Raw genomic sequence first — 19,717 nt, forward strand, 5'->3', positions numbered from 1 at the left:
AGCCTGTCGTGATCCTCAACCGATCATGTGGAGGCTTCCATGTCGCTCATCCTGCTCGCCATCTCTTTAACGATCGCGTTCTGCATCTTTGCCTACAATCTTGCGATCTACGCTTTACCGTTCATGGTTGGGCTGTCCGCTGCCCAATATACCTGGGGCGCCGGAGGTGGCATCCTCCTGTCGGGACTGGCCGCCATCGGCGCGGCGTTGGTTTCGATCGGCCTGGTCATCGCAGTTCTCGGCTTCGCCAGGAATCCGGCTCTGCGGCTGATCGCTCTCGCCGTCTTTGCCGTACCGGCCGTCATCGCCGGATATGCGCTCATCCACGGCGTAGCGAAGAACGCCATCGATCCCGGCCTGATGCTCTACTTGCTTTCCGGCAGCGCCGGCCTGTTCATCGGCATCGCGGCAATGATCAATCTGAATGCCCTCGGCGTGTCCTTGTTTTCACGCTGATCGGGCAGCGCGATCGGGCGCAAACTGAAAAACCCGGCGGCTCGCGCCGCCAACCCCGGTTCCCCCAACAAAAGGCTGTAGCGCCGCCGCTGCGCTTTGCATCCTCCGCCTCCAGTCTACTTCGCCCGGCCGAGGATGTCGGTCATCGGCGCCAGATCCGCGGATCGTGGGCTGTCAATGCTCGCTGCGACCTCCACTTCCTGTAGTGAATGCGAACGCAAAAACCGCACATGCCTTTTCGCAAATCGTCTGGATCGCGCCTTCCACCGCCGAAACGGCGACACGGTGCTGTTCCATGCCTCGGAACCCGATAGCCGCACCATTCTCGTCCCGCCCAGCCTGTCCGGGAGATGACGCGGGGTGGCCGGAAGGGGAGAAGGTCGGGAGTCGCCCCGAACTGCGCAGGTCCGTGAGCCTGCCTGGTCGCTGTTACCGGCAAGGACGATGGTTCTGCTGCGCGTCCCCGTATTCATGCTTTCAAAGGCACCAATCCCTCCGACTGACTGATCCCCTAAGTCCGTTCTGTTTCCTCCAGCAACCCCGGCGGCTCCCAGCCGTGTTGCCGCGCAAGCGCGACTGCCCGCCCCACCTGGGGCCTTAGGGGCAAGCTGCCGAAAGGTTCGGCAGTTGCGGGAGTCTCCCGACGGCCTTGGCCGGGTCTCGTCGGAGGGATGGTCCCTCCGAGAAGCAACGGAGACTTACAATGCAGAACATCGTCATTCTCGCCGGCAACATCGGTCAGGCCCCCGAAACCCGCACCACCCAGGGCGGCACCCGAATCACCCACTTCACGCTGGCCACCTCGCGCCCCCGCTACTCGGACGGCAAGGTTGTCCGGGACGAAAGGGGCTACCGGGTCCAGGATACGGAATGGCACCGCATCACCGCCTTCAACGGCCTCGGCAAGACGATCCAGGAGTATTGCGAGAAGGGAATGAAGGTTCTGGTTCGCGGCCGCATTCACTACACGAAGTGGACGGACCAGCAGGGCAACGACCGCTACGGATGCGAGATCATCGCCGAGACGGTCGACTTCCTGAGCCGGGCGAAGCAGACCGAAAGCGAGGACGGCAAGTTCATCGACGACGATGACATCCCGTTCTGAGCGGGAAACCGGAAGCCCGGCGGCGCGAGCCGCCGGGTTTTTACGCCTAATCACGGCGGAAACATCTGGCCACCGGCCGCCCGACGGGCGGCAGCTATTCGCGGCGACCGAATCAGCCGTCATTCAAAGAGCTGTTTGTACAGCCAATCAGCCATTTCATGCTGGCGAACAGAGTGAAGAACGACTAGAATAGTCGTAGTTCTGGAGTGCGCGTAGGTCCGAGTGGGAGGTGATCATGCATGATCACCGCCCGACAATCACGGGCCGCACGCGCGTTGCTGGGTTGGACGCAGGAGACGCTCGCTGACAAGGCCCGAGTAGCACTGACCGCATTGAAGCGCCTCGAATCCGAAAACGGCCTCGAGGTGTTCGAATCGACGCGCGATCAGGTGCGCCGGACGCTCGAATCGGCTGGGATCGTTCTGCTCTCGACGGACAAGGGCGAAGGGGTGTTGCTCCTGCACGACAGGATCGACTCTCCCCGCCGGTAGGGCGGGACACCGAAATTACCAAATCCTTGTCAAGAAAAGAGTCTATCTCCTGCGGTAAGATAGTTAACGAACGTAATGCGCGTGACTATGGTGGCTTGATGGGACAGGCGACAGACACCTTTCTGGACGAACCACCGTTCAGCGAAACGCTTACATCTTATGATCGCGAGCACATGAAACTCTACATGCGGCTGCTCGATGCCGACCGCGATGGCGCAGACTGGCGCGAGGCGGTTCATGTCCTCTTTGGCCTTGACCCCGACCGCGATCCCAAGCGCTGCCGCTCGATTCATGATGCACATCTCGCACGTGCCCGCTGGATGACCGAACACGGCTATCGCCAACTGGTTCGTGAAAGCCAGCGCGGGCCTCTATAGTGATGCGCAGGGCGCATCACCTGTTGAGGCGCGACTGACTTCCGCAGATCAACCCAAACGGGAATCGTGATCTTCCCAAAGACTTAGACAGATACTTGGGAGTATCGGCGATGACACCTGATGCATCGACCTGGCGTTCTTCGGAATATGACCATCTGGATAAGCTGACCGCGTCCGATCTGGCTTGGGAATGGCTCCGCCGTAACGACGCCTACGACGCGGATTTTGAGGCTTCGGCCTCCGCTCGCGAAGTGCCCGAACCACCGACCGAGCGAATCCGACAGCGGTGGGGGTTGCGATTTCCCGGTCGATCCCCTGATACCGCCGCCGGAAGCTCCGGTTTTCTGGCTCCCGCAGGAGGATACAAGCATTATCGTGCTGACCGAGGCGCCGCTTGATCTTGGCTCACGCATCTCAAGCGTTTTCCCCGAACCATGGCGACGCGATCCGCCATTGGCAGATGACGACGCGGCGTTTCGCTTCGGTCTCGCGAACGGGCAATCGCTCCAGATCATTGACCGCGCCATTGACGGGCACACGCCTTCTGTTGCCGCGATCCCTCTCGGCATTGAGGGCTTCGACCGGATCGAAGCCGTGTATCGCCTTCTCTCGGCTTTGCACGGCCGGGCCATTCCCCCCGACACGCGGCTGACGCGACAGATGCGCTCCCGCCAGCGCCGAATGCTGCGTGCCTTTGACGGATACCGGGCCGGCGCGACGCAGCAGGAAATCGCCGAGGTCATCTTCAGTATCGATCGTCTCGACCGCGACGCATGGCAGGCGTCGGAGGCCCGTCACAAGATCAAGACCCTTCTGCGCGATGCTAAAGCCATGATCGCGGGCGGATATCGAAAACTCCTTCGTCATCGCCGACGACCCTAGCGCGGTCTCGCCCCCTTTGTGGCGGGCGAATTTGATGCCCCCTAACTTCGCCCTGCAACTCGCCGGCTCTCCTCCGCCACCGTGGTCGTTGTCCGCCGCTGATCCGCGACGGCTCTCACCGACACCACGGAGGCTCGATCCATGCCACATGATCCCGTCGTTCTCCCGCCGCGCTTCCTGCGCACCAAGGAAGCCGCCGAGTTTCTCAGCCTTTCGGCGCGCACCCTCGAAAAGCACCGGACCTACGGAACAGGCCCGGCCTATCGCAAGCTCGGCGGCCGCGTCGTCTATGCCATCGACGATCTCGAAACCTGGGCCGCTCGCGGCGCGGTGACGTCGACATCTGATCCGCGCGGCTCCGTGCTGCCGGCGAAGCGCCACGTCATTCACTCCGGGCCGCAGCTCGGCCGCTACGCACGCTGACCGCGGCCGGCTTTCTTCATGGCGGTGCGGCGTCGATCCCTTTCGGAGCGCGGGCAGCTCGATCTGTTCCGCGCGCTTCCCGGCGACTTCGCGCCACGAGACGCGCAGGATCTCATGGCCTATCCCTTCTTCTCCCTATCCAAGACCCATCGCGTTGCTCCGATCGATTTCGTCGCCGGCAACGTGACGATCCGGGTCGAGGCGGTCCCCGATCATGGCATGGCCACGATCTGGGACGCCGACATCCTGATCTGGGCGGCGAGCCAGATCGTCGAAGCCCGCGATAACGGGCTTCGCACCTCGCGGCTGATGGCCGCCACGCCCTACGAAATCCTCACCTATGTCGGCCGGGGCACCAGCTCGCGCGACTATCAGCGCCTGAAAGCCGCCCTCGACCGCCTGCAATCGACCACTGTTTCCACCTCGATCCGACAGCCTGCCGAAGGCCGCCGTCATCGCTTCTCGTGGATCAACGAGTGGCAGGAACGCACTGACCGCAACGGCCGCCCCGAGGGCATCGAGCTGATCGTGCCGGACTGGTTCTACCAGGCCGTCCTCGATGACGCGCTCGTGCTCACGATCGACCGGACCTATTTCGATCTGACCGGCGGCCTAGACCGCTGGCTTTACCGCCTGGTGCGCAAGCACGGCGGCCGCCAGCGCGATGGATGGCGCTTCGACTTCCGTCACCTTCACCAGAAATCCGGCAGCCTGTCGCCGTTCAAACGCTTCGCCTTCGAGCTGCGCGACATCATCCGGCGTCAGCCGCTGCCCGGCTACAGGCTCTTTCTCGAAGCCGAGATCGGTGGGCGCCTGCTGCTCGCCTTCGAGCCGTCTCCGGCCTGTGGACAACCTGTGGATAGCCTCGTGCTATCGGGAACCCGGACTATCGTGCTATCGGGAACCCGAGGCTCGTGCTATCAGGAACCCAAACAGGGTTTAACGCACGGAAACTCCACACGAAATCGCGCCCTTAACTTAGAGTCTAACAAAGACTCTAACCTTAAAGCGCGCGCGCGCGATGTGGAAAACCTCATCCGCGACGCCGCGAGAAGCCTCAGCGCTACCGCCAGGAAGAGCGCGCCAAGCGCGCCAGCCGAGCCGCCACAGACGGCTACAAGCCGCCCCGGTGGGGCCTCTCCATCCACTGATCCCGATACGTCCCGTCTTCCTCTCGATCCACCGGGAGGACGCCGATGATCGTCGCGCTTCTCAACCAGAAAGGCGGCGTCGGTAAGACGACGCTCGCGCTGCATCTCGCCGGCGAACTGGCGATGCGCGGCAAGCGCGTGACCCTGATCGACGCCGACCCGCAGGGCTCGGCGCTCGACTGGTCGCAGCAGCGCTCGCGCGAGAACCTGCCACGCGCCTTTGGCGTCGTCGGCCTGGCACGCGACACGCTGCATCGCGAGGCACCCGAACTCGCGCGAGACGTCGATCACGTTGTCATCGATGGCCCGCCGCGTGTCGCCGGCCTCATGCGCTCCGCGCTGCTCGCCGCCGACCTCGTGCTGATCCCGGTGCAGCCGTCACCGCTCGACGGCTGGGCCTCCGCCGAGATGCTGGCGCTCCTGGCGGAGGCGCGCATCTACCGGCCCCAGCTCACCGCCCGTTTCGTGCTGAACAGCTGCGGCGCCCGCACCGTCATCGCTCGCGAGACGGCCGAGACCCTGGCTGATCACGATCCGCCAGTGCTCGCCACAACGATCGGCCAGCGCGTCGTCTTCGCCGACGCCGCGCAGACCGGGCGGCTCGCGTCAGACATCGACCGGCGTTCGCCCGCCGCGCGCGAGATCGCGGCACTGGCGGCCGAGGTCGAGCGTCTCGGCATCGGGAGGACCGCGACATGACGGTTCTCCCCGAAATCATATTGTCCGGAGACTGCCGCGATCGCATGCCGGCGCGGGGCCCGTTCGACATGATCCTCGCCGATCCCCCTTACGGGGAGACATCGCTCGCCTGGGATCGCCGCGTCGAGGGCTGGCTGGCGCTCGCGCGCGGCGCGCTTGCCCCGACCGGCTCGATGTGGGTCTTCGGTTCGCTGCGCAGCTTCATGGCAACCGCCGACCGCTTCGCCGACGCCGGCCTGCGGCTCGCCCAGGAGATCGTCTGGGAGAAGCAGAACGGCACCGGCTTCCATGCGGACCGCTTCAAGCGGGTGCATGAACTGGCCGTTCAATTCTACCCCGCCGAGACGCCATGGCGCGCGATCTACAACGACCCACAAACCACGCCCGACGCGACGGCCCGCACCGTGCGGCGCAAGCAGCGTCCGCCCCATACCGGCCAGATCGACGCTGGCCACTATGTCAGCCACGACGGCGGGCCGCGCCTCATGCGCTCGGTCATCTACCTGCGCAACTGCCACGGCCGCGCGATCCACCCGACTGAAAAGCCGTCGGCGCTCCTCGAAATCCTGATCCGCACGAGCTGCCCGGAAGGCGGCCTGATCGGCGATTGGTTCGCCGGCTCCGGCTCCGCGGGCGAAGCCTGCCGGCTCTCTGGCCGCCGCTATATCGGCTGCGAGATAGACCCCACGATGGCCGACCGCATCGCCACCGTGCTGCCGTTCCATGACGGAGGCGCGTCATGACGGCCCCCGCCGAAAAGCGCGGGTTCGCGCAACGTCCTGCCGATCCGGACGGCTGGATCAAGGCAGGCGACACGCCTCCGCCACGCAATGGTGCAGCCGTGACCTTCACGGCCCGGCTCACCATCGACATTACACCTGAGCTCCGCGGCCGGATCAAGATCGCCGCCTTCAGCCGCGGCGTCACCGTCGCCGACATGCTGCGCGAGCTGCTCGAGCGCGAATTCCCCGACACCCAAGGAGATACACCATGACCGGCAATGCGGCGCTCCGCATCGGCGGTCGTCTGTTGCCGGACGGTCCCGCCGCTTTCACCACGCTCGTCGAGCTCACCTGGATCGAAAAGCGCATCGAGAACTGGATCAGGTTCGGCCGCGAAAGCTACGAGCAGAAACTCGACCGCCGGCACAGGGTGGTCGGCTTCGCGCCCGGCACGGTCTTCTGCCTCGTTCGCTGGGCAGCGAACGAGTACGGAACGATCATCTCGCGCCTGGACATCGTCCGCGCGGTCGATCGCGGCGAGCCGTTCCAGACGCTGCCCTTCGTGCGTCCTGGCGGCGAAATCCTGCTGAAGGTCGAAAGCTGGCCCAAGGTCGAGGACGTGCTTCGCCATGTCGACGGCATCGAGGCCCTCGGCATCGATCCCGCCGACGCCGATCCCGATCACTGGCGGCACGTCGCGCACTGGATGAATGCCGGCGAGACGCCGCGCCCGTACACGGCCGAGCGCCACCAAGCCTGGCTCCGACGGCGGGAGTTCGGACGATGACGCGGCTCGGCTATCTCGCGGCGACATCCGTCGCCGTGCTCGGCATCGCCGCGGCCGGCGCCATGCCGGTGCCGCTGAAACTCATCTGGAATGCGACGGCGAGCGCGCCGATCGGCTTCTACACGATATCGCCGGCCGAGCGGATCGAAGTGCCGGATCTCGTCGCCGTCATGGCGCCGAAGCCGTTCGCCTCCTTCATGGTCGAACGCGGCTATGTCGCCCGCGACGTGCCGATCCTCAAGCACGTCGTTGGCCTGCCGGGTCAGCGCGTATGCCGCAACGGCCGCGCCGTCACGGTCGACGACGTTCCGCTTGGCGAGGCCCGCGACCGCGACAGCCGTGGCCGCGACCTGCCGGTCTGGCGGGGCTGCCGTGTCATCGCCGGCGACGAACTTTTCCTCATGAACCTCGAGGCCGCCGACAGCCTCGACGGTCGCTACTTCGGCCCATTCCCCGCCGCGGCGGTGATCGGCCGGGCCACCCCGCTTTTCACCGACGAGGACGGCGACGGCCACTTTGTCTGGCGCGCGCCGACGCGGTGAGCGCGCGCCCTTCGCCACCCCACCGCAGCATAGGAGACCACGACCATGGCCCAGATCGGACAGTTCACGCGCACGGAAACCGGCTTTGAAGGCGAGTTCCGGACGCTCGGCATCAAAGAGGAAATGACCCTCGTTCCTGCCGAACCCTCGGAGACTGAGAACGCCCCGAAATACCGCGTCCTGCTCGGTGACGAAGACGGCCTCGACATCGGTGCGGGCTGGACGCATGTCGGCGAGCGCGCCGGCGAGTTCGTCTCTGTCACGATCTACAGCCCGCTTCTCGGCGGCACGTTTCGCGCAAATCTCTTCCGCACCGGCGACGACGGTTCCGCCTGGGTGTTGAACACCGTCCAGCCTCCCAAGAAGCGGCAGGAGGACTGAATGGTGGCGCCCCGAGACCGCGCGCCCGCCGGACGCACTTCCGCCGTCCGGCGCTCCGCGCTCCTCTTTCTTCTTTCCGGCCTGATCTTCGCCGCAGCCGCACCGCCGACGGCTCTGGCGCAAGTCTCGTCGCCGGTGCGTGCCGCGGCTGGGCATCCACATGCCGCGCATATCGCCGAGGCATCGCGCCGCTTCGGCATTCCGCCTGCATGGATCATCTCCGTCATGCGCGCCGAGAGCGCGGGCGATGTGCGCGCCGTCTCCTCGGCGGGCGCGATGGGTTTGATGCAGGTCATGCCGGACACATGGGCCGAGCTTCGCGTCCGCTACGGCCTCGGCCGCAATCCTTATGATCCGCGCGATAACATCCTCGCGGGCACGGCGTACCTGCGCGAGATGTGGGATCGCTATGGCGACATCGCCGCCATGCTCGGGGCCTACAACGCGGGGCCTGCGCGCTATGACGAACATCGCTCGAAGGGTCGTCCGCTGCCCGCCGAGACGCGGGCTTACGTCGCTTCGCTCGCGCCCGCGCTGCGCGGCGAGCGCCCTTCGAAGAGCGGTTCGGCGATCGCCCGGCCGCTCGACTGGCGCGAGGCGGCAATCTTCGTCGGGCGCGATGACGGCGCTTCACCCGTCAATTCCGCGTCTCCGGATCGCTCGCCGGGCGACGCCCGTTCACCCGTCACGGCGACACCGCAGATGCTTATCGCGGCACAGCCGGACGGGCTGTTCGTCGCTCGGAATGCCACCGGAGGCCGGCCATGAGCGGCTCGGCGGCAATTCGCATCCCACCGTGCGCTGGCGTGTTCTGGAGAGCGCCGTGGGTGGCGGCAGGCGCAGCAACCGAACGATGGCAGGATAAAAGGGCGCACGGTGCGCGTTCGTCGGTCGGTTGTTTTTGTTCATGTTTTTGGCGCGTTCCGCACCGTGCAGCGCATTCGCGCACCGTGCGCCGCACGCCCATCCTACTGTTTTTGCATGATGTTTTGCGCCGCGCGGAGATGCGCCATGTCCGATGAACGCGAATTCCGCGTCCGTCCCGGGCGCATCCGATCCACCCGCGCGCAGCAGGCCCGTCCCTTTGTCGCGCAGGCGCTCGCCGCTGCGAAGAAGGCAGGCGGCGGCGTCTCACGGTCCGGCCGCGTCACCTCGGGCAACCGATCCCGCTTTGGCCGTGGCCAGCGCGCCAGCATCCAGGCCAATCGCCTGATCACGTCGCGGACCCGCGGCGCCGTCGTCAAGGCGCGCGTGGTCCGCCACAGCTCACGGTCCGCGCCGCTGGGGACGCATCTCGATTATCTGCGTCGCGACGGTGTGACCCGTGACGGCGAGAAGGCCCGATTGTTCGGGCCAGGAACGGAGGACGCCGACGGGCGCGCCTTCGCCGAGCGCTGCGGAGACGACCGACATCATTTCCGGTTCATCGTATCGCCTGACGATGCTCCCGAAATGTCCGACCTTCGATCCTTCACCCGCGACCTCGTCGGCCAGATGGAAAAAGATCTCGGCACGCGACTCGACTGGGTGGCCGTCGATCACTGGAATACGCAGCATCCGCATATCCATCTGATCGTGCGCGGCGCGCGCGACGACGGCCAGGACCTCGTGATCTCCCGCGATTACATCAAAGAGGGGATGCGTGACCGCGCACGCGATCTCATCAGCCATGAGCTGGGGCCACGCACCGACCTTGATATCCGCCGCAGTATCGAAAGCCAGATCACGGCGGAGCGCTGGACACAGCTTGATCGGCAGCTCGTCCGCGACGCCGGCAGGTCCGGCATCATCGACCTCGCGCCGCTCGCCGAGCGCCAGCCTGATGAGTTTCATGCGCTGAAGGTCGGCCGCCTGCGCACGCTCGAAATCCTGGGCGTGGCCGGACAGGTCGGCCACTCCCAATGGTTCATCAAGCCCGAGGCCGAAACGGTGCTGCGCGAGCTCGGCGAACGCGGCGACATCATCAAACGCATGCACCGCGCGCTGACCGAGCGCGGCATTGAACGCGGATCTGCGAGCTACGTGCTGGCCGGCGAAAGCCTCGACGTGCCGGTCGTCGGCCGACTGGTCGAGCGCGGCCTTGACGACGAGCTCAAAGGCTCCGCCTACGCCGTCGTCGATGGCGTGGACGGCCGCACGCATCACATCCGGCTGCCGCACCTCGACGCAGCCGGCGACAGCCCCCCCGGCTCGATCGTCGAGCTGCGCGCCTATGAGGATGCGCAGGGTCAGCGTCGGGTCGCGCTCGCCGTTAGGTCCGATCTCGATCTCGGCGCCCAGGTGAACGCGACCGGCGCCACCTGGCTCGACCGGCAGGCCATCGCCCGTGAGCCGGTCGCGCTTTCCGAAGGTGGCTTCGGCTCGGAAGTCCGCCAGGCCATGGAAGAACGCGCCGAGCATCTGATCGGTGAGGGGCTCGCCGATCGGCAGGGCGGACGCATCGTCTTCGCACGCCGCCTGCTCAACACGCTGCGCGAGCGGGAGGTCAATGCGCTCGGCGAAAAGCTCGCCGCCGAGACCGGGCTGCCGTTCGCTCAGGCCGGGACAGGCGAATATGTCGCCGGCTCCTATCGCCAGCGCTTTGCACTCGCCTCCGGCCGCTTCGCCATGATCGACGACGGCCTCGGCTTCCAGCTCGTGCCCTGGTCTCCCTCGCTCGAAAAGCAGATCGGCCGCCACGTCTCCGGCGTCTCGCGCGACGACGGCGGCGTCGACTGGGATTTCGGTCGGAAGCGTGGGCTCGGCCTCTAACCTCAGTCAGAAAGGATTATCGCCATGTCCGCTACCAAAATCCTCTGGGGACAGATCCTGGTCGTGTTTCTGATCGTCCTCACCACGGTCTGGGGCGCGACGCAGTATGTCGCGTGGAACCTCGGCTATCAGGCGCAGCTCGGCGAGCCGTGGTTCACGCTGTTCGGCATGCCGGTTTACTTTCCGGCCGCCATCATGTGGTGGTGGTATTTCTACGACGCCTATGCCCCGGGCATCTTCGCCGTCGGCGGCATGATCGCTGCGTCGGGTGGCTTCATTGCGATCGCCGTCGCCATCGGCATGTCGGTGTGGCGTGCGCGCGAGGCGAAGAATGTCGCCACCTACGGCTCGGCGCGCTGGGCGCAGGATCAGGAGATCCGCGACGCCGGCCTGCTCGGTCCGGACGGAGTCGTGCTCGGTCGATACGAGCGCGACTATCTGCGTCACGATGGCGCCGAGCATGTGCTGTGCTTTGCGCCGACCCGTTCGGGCAAGGGCGTCGGCCTCGTCGTGCCCTCGCTGCTGACCTGGCCCGGCTCGGCCATCGTTCACGACATCAAGGGGGAGAACTGGACGCTCACCGCCGGGTTCCGGTCCCGGCACGGCAGGGTGCTGCTCTTCGATCCCACCAATCCGGAGTCATCGGCATATAACCCGCTGCTCGAGGTCAGGCGCGGTGAATGGGAGGTTCGCGATGTCCAGAACATCGCCGACATCCTGGTCGATCCCGAGGGTAGCCTGGACAAGCGGAACCACTGGGAAAAAACCAGCCATTCGCTTCTGGTTGGCGCGATCCTTCACGTTCTTTATGCCGAGCCGGAAAAGACCCTCGCGGGCGTCGCCAACTTCCTCTCCGACCCAAAGCGGCCTGTCGAGTCGACGTTGAGGGCGATGATGAAGACTGCGCATCTTGGCGAAGCCGGTCCGCACCCCGTCGTCGCCAGCGCGGCGCGCGAGCTGCTGAACAAATCCGACAACGAGCGTTCGGGCGTGCTCTCGACGGCGATGTCCTTCCTCGGCCTCTATCGCGACCCGGTGGTCGCTACGGTGACGCGCCGCTGCGACTGGCGAATCAGCGACATCGTGGGCGGCGAGCGTCCCGCCACGCTCTACCTTGTCGTGCCGCCCTCCGACATCAATCGCACCAAGCCGTTGATCCGGTTGTTGCTCAACCAGATCGGGCGGCGCCTGACCGAGGACCTGCAGGCCAAGGCCGGGCGGCATCGTCTTTTGCTGATGCTCGACGAGTTTCCCGCCCTGGGCAGGCTCGACTTCTTCGAAAGCGCGCTGGCCTTCATGGCGGGCTACGGCCTCAAGGCGTTCCTGATCGCGCAGAGCCTCAACCAGATCGAAAAGGCCTATGGCCCGAACAACTCGATCCTCGACAACTGCCATGTCCGGGTCAGCTTCGCCACGAATGACGAACGCACCGCCAAGCGCGTCTCGGACGCGCTGGGCACCGCCACCGAAATGAAGGCCATGAAGAACTACGCCGGCCACCGCCTGTCGCCATGGTTGGGCCATCTGATGGTGTCGCGTTCGGAGACCGCCCGTCAGTTGCTGACGCCTGGCGAGATCATGCAGCTTCCGCCGACCGACGAGATCGTAATGGTTGCCGGCATCCCGCCGATCCGGGCGAAGAAGGCGCGCTATTACGAGGACGCCCGCTTCAAGGAGAGGGTGCTGGCGCCTCCGGAGCCGAAACGACCTGACAGCACCGGCCCGGACGACTGGAGCAGCCTGCCGATACCACCCCGCCCGGAAGAGATCGCGACGACCACGGCCTCCTCAGAGGATGAGGACACCACAAGTTCCGAACGCCGGCTCCAACCCGAGCTGAGCCGCGTAAAGCCGGTTGAGAAGAAGACACCCATCGAAAACGAATTCGAGATCGACCTCCCGGATGACGCCGAAGAGGAGGCCGTGCGGAACCGCCGCATGATCCGGCAGATGCAGGGTATCGCACGGCAGGTCTCTCTTGATCCCAACGACGGCATGGAGCTGTAGCCACCATGACCGTTCGCCGAAAAAAGAGAAAGACAACGATCTATCTCGACCCCGAGGTCGAAAAGACGCTGGCAGATTTCGCCGCACGACGTGAGCAATCACAGTCCATGATCGCCGAGGCCGCCATCGCGTCCTTCCTCTCGCCGGACGACGCCGAACGGCGCGAGGCCATCGTTTCAAAACGCCTCGACCAGCTCGATCGTCGAATGACACGCCTCGAACGCGATGTCGGCATCGCAGTCGAGACGCTGGCGGTGTTCATCCGCTTCTGGATCACTACGACGCCCGCCCTCCCGGAGCCGGCGGCGCAGGCGGCGCGGGCGAAATCCAGCGAGCGCTATGAGGCGTTTATCACCGCCTTGGGGCGCCGCTTGGCTCAGGGTCCGAAGCTGCGTCAGGAGATTTCGGAGGACGTAGATACCACTGCCGCGACAGACAAGACACGCGAAAGCCCCGGCGTTTGAACTGACACGCTAAAATCGGACTGCCTCGGCGAGGTGGAAATATCGCGAGCCTTGCGAGGTGGAACTCAGCTTCGAGATGGTGAAGGGCGTCCTCTCAGATGGCGCCTTTCTTGATCAGTTCTAATAGACGCTCGCCACGCGCCTTCACTCTTCCGCTGCTCACCATGGCGACATACATCGAATTCACATCGATGCGACTTTGCCTATGTCGAAGGTATCCGCACAATGACGCGCTTCATATCTTGGCGAGCCAGATCGAAATGCGATTCGAATACCTCGTAAAACCAGTGATCATCTTATTGCGGTTCTATCGCCTGCGTGGAGAAGGCAACACAACACCGTCAATCACTATATTCATTAAACTATAGTCGTTCACAAAAAGAATCGTCTTGACCTCAACCATAGTTGAGGTCGTATCAAGCTTTCCGGGCCGCTCACGCGGGCTCAGTGGGCGAGCCGTATGGCCGCTACAGCCAATGACAACCCCGGAAAATCATATGTACCTGAACTTTCCCAAATTACTTTTTCTGCCACTGATTCCTTTGCTGATCACATCTTGTGATGCGCCGGACGGTTCATCAAAAGCCGCGTATCCTCCGCCGAAGGTAAAAACGGTATCGATCGAGCCCGCCGACGTTCCGCTTGAGCAAGAATATCCCGGTCGCGTCATTCCTATCAGGCTGGCAGAGGTCCGCGCGCGGGTCACCGGCATCGTTCAGGTGCGGAATTTTGCCGAAGGTAGTGATGTCAAAGCGGGTGATGTCCTCTTCCAGATCGATCCAGCGAGATTCCAGGCGGCGGTAGATGGAGCGAAAGCGCAACTCGCCCAAGCGGAAGCGGCGCTGTCGCTTGCCTCGCAGCGGGAGGAGCGTGCGGCAGGCCTCCTGCAGAAGAATGTCACCAGCAAGGATCAGTACGACGTTGCGCTGGCCACCCGGAAGCAGGCGGAAGCCGAAGTTGCTGTCGCCAAAGCCAATCTTCAGACCGCCGAGCTCGAGCTGAGCTATGCGACTGTCCGCTCGCCGATCGATGGCCGCATCGGCGCGGCGTTAGTGACCGAAGGAGCGTTCGTCCGTCAGGAAGATGGCACCCAGATGGCGACCGTCCGCGATCTCACTTCCGTCTATGTGGACTTTACAACCCCGCTCGGGGATCTATCGAAGGTACAGCACGAGAGCGCATCAGGCACTCTTGCATACTCGACCGCTGACACGGCCATCCGTTTGAGCGCCGATCGCGATCGCATTTCCGGCCAGTCTGGGCGCTTGCTGTTCTCGTCCGCTGTCGTCAATGAAACCACTGGGCAGGTATCGCTGCGGGCGGAGTTCAAGAATCCGGGCAATACACTTCTGCCAGGAACTTACGTGCGCGTGCGCATGATACAGGGCGTCGCTCAGCAGGCGCTTCTCGTCCCGCAGCGTGCCGTGCAGTGGGACACTCTCGGCCAGGCAAGGGTATTGACCGTCAAGGACGGCAAAGTCGTCTCCCAGCCGATTGTTGCTGGCAGATCGGTCGGCAATCGCTGGCTGGTTTCCGAGGGCTTGAAGCCGGGCGATCAGGTCATTGTCGACGGCGCCGAGAAGGCCATGCCAGGAACCCCGGTGACCGCCGAGGCCGCGGATGGACAGAACGCTTCGAACGCTGCGCTCAAAGGCGGATGCGCCACCTCCTGCGTTCCGCAAGCCGAGCTTTGAGGAAACACAAATGCCGCAGTATTTCATTGCACGGCCCGTCTTCGCTTGGGTCATCGCACTAGCCATCGCTCTTGCGGGTGCCATCGCCATCCCGTTCCTGCCTATCTCGCAATATCCGAATGTCGCGCCGCCGACGATAGCCATCACAACGAGCTATCCCGGCGCAACGCCGCAAAACCTCTACGACAGCGTGACCAAGCTCATCGAGCAGGAGATGAATGGCGCGGTCGGCATGCTCTATTACGATTCGGTCAGCGACAATCAGGGCAGCGTGACGATCAACGTCACCTTTCAATCGGGAACCGATCCGCAGACGGCAACCGTCGACGTCCAGAACCGCATCAGCCGTGTCGAGGCCCGCCTGCCCGCATCCGTGCGCCAGCAGGGCATCCGCGTCGAGGAGACCAGCAGCGCCTTCCTGCTATTCGTCGGGCTGACCTCCACGGATGGCAGGCTCAATGCCATCGACCTCGGAGAATTCGCGACACGCGCCGTCATCGACGATCTGCGCAGATTGCCCGGTGTCGGCAAGGCGCAGCTTTTTGCGACCGAACGGGCGATGCGGATCTGGATCGACACCAAGAAACTCGTCGGTCTCAACCTGACCGCCAGGGATATCACCGACGCGATCGCCGCCCAGAACGCCCAGGTCTCCTCGGGCAGTATCGGCGCGCAACCGAACGTCACCGGCCAGGAGATCACCGCGACGGTTTCGGCGACGGGACAACTTTCCACCGCGCAGGAGTTCGCGGAAATCGTGCTGCGCGCCAATGCCGATGGTTCGGTCGTGCGGCTGGCCGATGTGGCGCGCGTCGAATTCGGCGGCCAGAGCTATTCGAATTCGGCCACCGTCAACGGCCAGGAAGCCGCCATGATCGGCGTGCAGCTCAACGCCACGGGCAACGCGCTGGTGACGGCGGAGGCGATAAAATCGCGCATGGCCGAGCTTGCCGCGAACTTCCCGCCGGGTGTCGCCTACGATATTCCCTACGACACGACACCTTTTGTCTCCATCTCGATCGAAAAGGTCATCCACACACTGGCCGAGGCTGTGGCACTGGTCTTCGTGATCATGTTCCTGTTCCTGCAGAACTTCCGCTACACGCTGATCCCGACGCTGGTCGTGCCGGTCGCCCTGCTCGGCACGAGCGCTGCGCTGCTGCTGTTCGGCTTCTCGATCAACGTTCTGACCATGTTCGCTATGGTGCTCGCCATCGGCATTCTCGTCGACGACGCCATTGTCGTGGTGGAGAATGTCGAGCGCATCATGCATGAGGAAGGGCTGCCGCCGAAGGAAGCCACTCAGAAGGCGATGAAGCAGATCACCGGCGCGGTGATCGGCATCACCGTCGTGCTGATCGCGGTCTTCGTGCCGATGGCCTTCTTCCCTGGCGCCATCGGCATCATCTACAAGCAGTTCTCGCTGACCATCGTTATGTCGATGGTATTTTCGGCGCTGATGGCGCTGACGCTGACGCCCGCGCTCTGCGCGACGATCCTCAAGCCGATCCCGCAGGGCCACGCCCATCGGAAGAACTGGTTCTTCCGCGGCTTCGACCATGTGGTCGGCAAGACGACGAACGGATACGGATGGGTTATCGGCGGCACGGTGAAGCGCAGCATCCGCATGATGGCGCTCTACATCGCCATCTTCGCTGCGCTCGGCTACACCTATGCGCGGCTTCCGACCGGCTTCCTGCCGCTGGAAGACCAGGGCTATGCCATCGCCGCGACCCAGCTTCCCGCCGGCGCGACGGCGGAGCGAACCGCGAAAGTCCTCGGCACGGTCGACCAGTTCTTCGTCAATCGTTCCGGTGTCGACAAGATCGTCTCGATCCTCGGCTTCGGCTTCAACGGCAATGGCCAGAACGCTGGCATCTCGTTTGCAACGTTCAAGGATTGGGATGAGCGAGGCCCCGCGGACTCTTCCGACGCGATCGTCGGCTCGGCGCTCGGGGCGCTGGCGGGCATTCCCGAAGGCTCGGTCTTCACGCTGACGCCGCCGCCGATTGCCGCACTCGGCAATGCCAGCGGCTTCAGCTTCCGCCTGCAGGATCGTGCCAACATGGGCAACGCAGCACTTGTCGAGGCGGCGAACACCCTGCTCGCCAAGGCGTGGCAGAGCCCCATCATCCAGTATCCCTATATCGAGGGCCTGCCGCCCGCCGGCCAGATCATGCTCGATATCGACCGCAGGAAAGCCAATGCCTATGGCGTGACGTTTGATGAGATCAATGCGGTTCTTTCGACCTCGATCGGATCGAACTACGTCGCGGATTTCCCCAATGCCGGACGCATGCAGCGCGTCATCGTTCAGGCCGACGCTCCCGAGCGCATGGATGTGTCGAGCCTTCTGGAGCTGAACGCCCGCAACAACAGGGGCGAGATGGTGCCGCTGTCGGCCTTCGCCACCGCGCGCTGGGCGCTCGGTCCAACCCAGGTGGTCGGCTATAACGGTCTTCAGGCTGTCAAGATCAGCGGCAGCGCCGCCCCCGGCCATACCAGCGGGCAGGCCATGGCGGAGATGGAACGACTGGCGGGCGAACTGCCGCCCGGCTTCGGCTTCGAATGGACCGGCCAGTCCTATCAGGAAAAGGCATCCGGCAACGCCGCGCCGCTGCTTCTCGGCCTGTCCATGGTCTTCGTCTTCCTGTGCCTGGCGGCACTTTACGAAAGCTGGTCGATCCCGATCGCCGTCATGCTCGTCGTGCCGCTCGGCGCTATCGGAGCGGTTGTCGCGGTTATGCTGCGGGGCATTCCGAACGACATCTATTTCACGGTCGGCCTGATCACCATCATCGGTCTGTCGGCGAAGAATGCCATCCTGATCATCGAGTTTGCACGGGAGCTACGGGCGGAAGGCCACTCGCTTCTCGATGCGACGGTCGAGGCCGCGAAACTGCGGTTCCGGCCGATCCTGATGACCTCCTTCGCCTTCATCCTCGGTGTCGTGCCGCTGGCATTCGCAACAGGTGCAAGCTCAGCCAGCCAGCGGGCCATCGGAACCGGGGTGCTCGGCGGCATGATCTCGGCGACGGTGCTGGCCGTGCTGCTGGTGCCGACCTTCTTCGTCGTCGTGTCGAATCTGTTTGCTCGCAAGTCCGAACTGAAGCAGACGGAAACGCTCACCGAAACGACAGAGGAGAGCGTCATCCGCACTTGACCCTGGCGCTTACTCTCCATGCTGTAGGAGGACCGCGCCTGTCGCGGTCCTTCCCAATTCGTCCCGCGGATTGCGCAAAGGGCATTCCCTGAGCGAAAGGCAGCCGCACCCTATGCAACCGGCCATTTCATCGCGGAGGTGCGCAAGCGCTGTAATGCGCTCGTCAAGCCTGTCTTTCCATTTTGAGGAGAGTTTCTGCCAGTCCGCGGCGTTTGGTGTGCGCTCCGACGGAAGCGCGGATAAAGCCTCGCGGATCTCTGCAAGCGAAATTCCGGCGCGCTGCGCAATCCGGATGATGGCCACCCTGCGAAGGAGATTTCGTGGGTAGCGTCGTTGATTGCCGTTGTTGCGGCGCGGCAAGATTAAACCTTTCGCTTCGTAGAAATGCAAGGTTGACACCGCCACGCCTGCACGTTTGGCAAGTTCTCCGACAGAAAGTTCGTTCTCTAATCTCTCCGGCATAAAACCCTCTTGACCTAAACTATGCTTGAGGTTTTATAAATCATGTCACCTTGTTCCCGCAAGGCACACTCGCCCTTCTTTGAACAGTGACAAAGGAATTCTCGATGTCTTTCGAGCTACCCGAACTTCCATACGCATATGATGCTCTTGCGCCCTTCGGTATGTCCGAGGAGACCTTGAAGTTTCATCACGACCTGCATCACAAGGCCTATGTCGACAATGGCAACAAAGCGATTACCGGCACGAAATGGGAGGGCAGCAGTCTCGAAGAGATCATCGTTGGCACCTACGAAAAGGGCGCCGTGGCCCAATCCGGTATTTTCAACAACGCTTCGCAGCACTGGAATCACAATCTGTTCTGGCGGATCATGGGACCCGGGCAGAGCAAGATTCCCGGATTGCTCGAAAAAGCTCTCGTCGAAAACTTCGGGTCGCTTGAGAAGTTCAAACAGGATTTCGCCGCCGCCGGTGCGGCTCAGTTCGGATCGGGCTGGGCGTGGCTCGTAGTCGACACCGATGGGTCGCTGAAGATCACCAGAACGGAAAACGGCGTCAATCCGCTCGTCTTCGGGCAGACGGCGCTGCTCGGCTGCGATGTCTGGGAGCACAGCTACTACATCGATTTCCGCAATCGGCGGCCCGCCTATCTGGAAAATTTCCTCGACAGACTCGTGAACTGGGAAACTGTCGCCGCTAGGCTTTGAATTCCACTTCACTCCGGTTTCGCCAATCGCCACAGCCCCGGGTCCCCCCGCGCTGCGATTGGCGCGAGCAGCCGGGACGCCACCATCCCGGCTGCTTTTCCGACATGGAGAATGTGATGACCTATGTGGTCACTGAAAACTGCATCGCCTGTAAATACATGGACTGTGTAGAAGTCTGTCCCGTAGAATGTTTTTATGAGGGTGAAAACATGCTCGTCATTCACCCGGATGAATGCATCGACTGTGGCATTTGCGAGCCTGAATGTCCGGCTGCCGCCATCAGGTCCGATACGGAGGTTGGCCTGCATGTATGGCTCAATCTCAACCAGCGATATGCGGCGATTTGGCCGAATATACGCGAGAAGAAGGCACCGCCCGCAAACGCAGACATGCTCAACGGCGCGGCAGCCAAACTCACCATGTTTTCCAAGAACCCAGGAGCGGGCTCCTGAGCCC

At 63.6% G+C, this 19,717-nt stretch carries 23 protein-coding genes; 22 read left to right on the forward strand and 1 reads right to left on the reverse strand.

What is annotated here, in order from left to right; translation table 11 throughout:
- Positions 1 to 39: 39 nt before the first annotated feature.
- From BKD14_RS17210 to BKD14_RS17310, 20 genes are all read left to right on the forward strand, one after another.
- Positions 40 to 456 carry a hypothetical protein gene (locus tag BKD14_RS17210; protein WP_075657403.1) on the forward strand — a complete coding sequence of 139 codons (417 nt, stop codon included), beginning with the start codon at positions 40 to 42 and terminating at the stop codon, positions 454 to 456.
- A 703-nt stretch (positions 457 to 1,159) separates the two neighbouring features.
- Entirely contained in the window at positions 1,160 to 1,561 is a 402-nt protein-coding gene (locus tag BKD14_RS17215; RefSeq protein ID WP_075657404.1) for a single-stranded DNA-binding protein, read from the forward strand.
- Between the two features lie 239 nt (positions 1,562 to 1,800).
- Positions 1,801 to 2,052, forward strand: a complete 252-nt coding sequence (locus tag BKD14_RS17220) for a hypothetical protein (protein ID WP_075657405.1) — start codon at positions 1,801 to 1,803, stop codon at positions 2,050 to 2,052.
- A 98-nt stretch (positions 2,053 to 2,150) separates the two neighbouring features.
- Complete coding sequence (locus BKD14_RS17225) at positions 2,151 to 2,429, forward strand: DUF2285 domain-containing protein (RefSeq protein WP_075657406.1); 279 nt, start codon at positions 2,151 to 2,153, stop codon at positions 2,427 to 2,429.
- Positions 2,430 to 2,539: 110 nt separating this feature from the next.
- On the forward strand, positions 2,540 to 2,827 hold the full coding sequence (locus tag BKD14_RS19595) for a DUF6499 domain-containing protein (protein ID WP_075657407.1): 288 nt from the start codon (positions 2,540 to 2,542) through the stop codon (positions 2,825 to 2,827).
- Entirely contained in the window at positions 2,805 to 3,311 is a 507-nt protein-coding gene (locus tag BKD14_RS17235; protein WP_235911234.1) for a DUF2285 domain-containing protein, read from the forward strand. Before BKD14_RS19595 ends, BKD14_RS17235 begins: the two co-directional genes overlap by 23 nt.
- A 141-nt stretch (positions 3,312 to 3,452) precedes the next feature.
- Positions 3,453 to 3,734, forward strand: a complete 282-nt coding sequence (locus tag BKD14_RS17240) for a helix-turn-helix domain-containing protein (protein ID WP_075657408.1) — start codon at positions 3,453 to 3,455, stop codon at positions 3,732 to 3,734.
- Between the two features lie 18 nt (positions 3,735 to 3,752).
- Entirely contained in the window at positions 3,753 to 4,934 is a 1,182-nt protein-coding gene (locus BKD14_RS17245; RefSeq protein WP_075657409.1) for a replication initiator protein A, read from the forward strand.
- On the forward strand, positions 4,931 to 5,584 hold the full coding sequence (gene parA, locus BKD14_RS17250; RefSeq protein ID WP_075657410.1) for a ParA family partition ATPase: 654 nt from the start codon (positions 4,931 to 4,933) through the stop codon (positions 5,582 to 5,584). The genes BKD14_RS17245 and parA overlap by 4 nt, the downstream gene beginning before the upstream one ends.
- Entirely contained in the window at positions 5,581 to 6,327 is a 747-nt protein-coding gene (locus BKD14_RS17255; protein WP_075657411.1) for a site-specific DNA-methyltransferase, read from the forward strand. Before parA ends, BKD14_RS17255 begins: the two co-directional genes overlap by 4 nt.
- The gene (locus tag BKD14_RS17260) at positions 6,324 to 6,578 is read left to right on the forward strand and encodes a hypothetical protein (RefSeq protein ID WP_075657412.1); all 255 of its coding nucleotides are present in this window, start codon (positions 6,324 to 6,326) and stop codon (positions 6,576 to 6,578) included. The genes BKD14_RS17255 and BKD14_RS17260 overlap by 4 nt, the downstream gene beginning before the upstream one ends.
- On the forward strand, positions 6,575 to 7,093 hold the full coding sequence (locus BKD14_RS17265) for a DUF2840 domain-containing protein (RefSeq protein ID WP_075657413.1): 519 nt from the start codon (positions 6,575 to 6,577) through the stop codon (positions 7,091 to 7,093). The genes BKD14_RS17260 and BKD14_RS17265 overlap by 4 nt, the downstream gene beginning before the upstream one ends.
- A complete protein-coding gene (locus tag BKD14_RS17270) occupies positions 7,090 to 7,635 on the forward strand; it encodes a S26 family signal peptidase (protein WP_075657414.1) in 546 nt (181 codons plus the stop codon). The genes BKD14_RS17265 and BKD14_RS17270 overlap by 4 nt, the downstream gene beginning before the upstream one ends.
- A gap of 45 nt (positions 7,636 to 7,680) precedes the next feature.
- A complete protein-coding gene (locus BKD14_RS17275; RefSeq protein WP_075657415.1) occupies positions 7,681 to 8,016 on the forward strand; it encodes a DUF736 domain-containing protein in 336 nt (111 codons plus the stop codon).
- The gene (locus tag BKD14_RS17280) at positions 8,017 to 8,784 is read left to right on the forward strand and encodes a lytic transglycosylase domain-containing protein (protein WP_075657416.1); all 768 of its coding nucleotides are present in this window, start codon (positions 8,017 to 8,019) and stop codon (positions 8,782 to 8,784) included.
- A gap of 243 nt (positions 8,785 to 9,027) precedes the next feature.
- Complete coding sequence (locus BKD14_RS17290; protein WP_075657418.1) at positions 9,028 to 10,767, forward strand: VirD2 family relaxase/mobilization nuclease; 1,740 nt, start codon at positions 9,028 to 9,030, stop codon at positions 10,765 to 10,767.
- 24 nt (positions 10,768 to 10,791) lie between these two features.
- Complete coding sequence (locus tag BKD14_RS17295) at positions 10,792 to 12,774, forward strand: conjugal transfer protein TraG (protein ID WP_075657419.1); 1,983 nt, start codon at positions 10,792 to 10,794, stop codon at positions 12,772 to 12,774.
- Between the two features lie 5 nt (positions 12,775 to 12,779).
- Positions 12,780 to 13,238, forward strand: a complete 459-nt coding sequence (locus tag BKD14_RS17300; protein ID WP_075657420.1) for a CopG family transcriptional regulator — start codon at positions 12,780 to 12,782, stop codon at positions 13,236 to 13,238.
- A gap of 497 nt (positions 13,239 to 13,735) precedes the next feature.
- The gene (locus BKD14_RS17305) at positions 13,736 to 14,932 is read left to right on the forward strand and encodes an efflux RND transporter periplasmic adaptor subunit (RefSeq protein ID WP_075657478.1); all 1,197 of its coding nucleotides are present in this window, start codon (positions 13,736 to 13,738) and stop codon (positions 14,930 to 14,932) included.
- Between the two features lie 10 nt (positions 14,933 to 14,942).
- Entirely contained in the window at positions 14,943 to 18,095 is a 3,153-nt protein-coding gene (locus BKD14_RS17310) for an efflux RND transporter permease subunit (protein WP_075657421.1), read from the forward strand.
- 9 nt (positions 18,096 to 18,104) lie between these two features.
- On the opposite strand, the gene soxR is transcribed toward BKD14_RS17310, so the two are convergent.
- Positions 18,105 to 18,557 carry a redox-sensitive transcriptional activator SoxR gene (soxR, locus tag BKD14_RS17315; RefSeq protein ID WP_075657422.1) on the reverse strand — a complete coding sequence of 151 codons (453 nt, stop codon included), beginning with the start codon at positions 18,555 to 18,557 and terminating at the stop codon, positions 18,105 to 18,107.
- A gap of 104 nt (positions 18,558 to 18,661) precedes the next feature.
- Here soxR and BKD14_RS17320 point away from each other — a divergent pair, with 104 nt between their 5' ends.
- Both BKD14_RS17320 and fdxA read left to right on the forward strand, forming a co-directional pair.
- Positions 18,662 to 19,261, forward strand: a complete 600-nt coding sequence (locus tag BKD14_RS17320; RefSeq protein WP_075657423.1) for a superoxide dismutase — start codon at positions 18,662 to 18,664, stop codon at positions 19,259 to 19,261.
- Between the two features lie 116 nt (positions 19,262 to 19,377).
- Entirely contained in the window at positions 19,378 to 19,713 is a 336-nt protein-coding gene (gene fdxA / locus BKD14_RS17325) for a ferredoxin FdxA (protein ID WP_075657479.1), read from the forward strand.
- The last annotated feature ends 4 nt before the right edge of the window (positions 19,714 to 19,717 follow it).

The organism is Pseudochrobactrum sp. B5 (genome assembly GCF_001939785.1).
Classification (GTDB): Bacteria; Pseudomonadota; Alphaproteobacteria; order Rhizobiales; family Rhizobiaceae; genus Pseudochrobactrum; species Pseudochrobactrum saccharolyticum.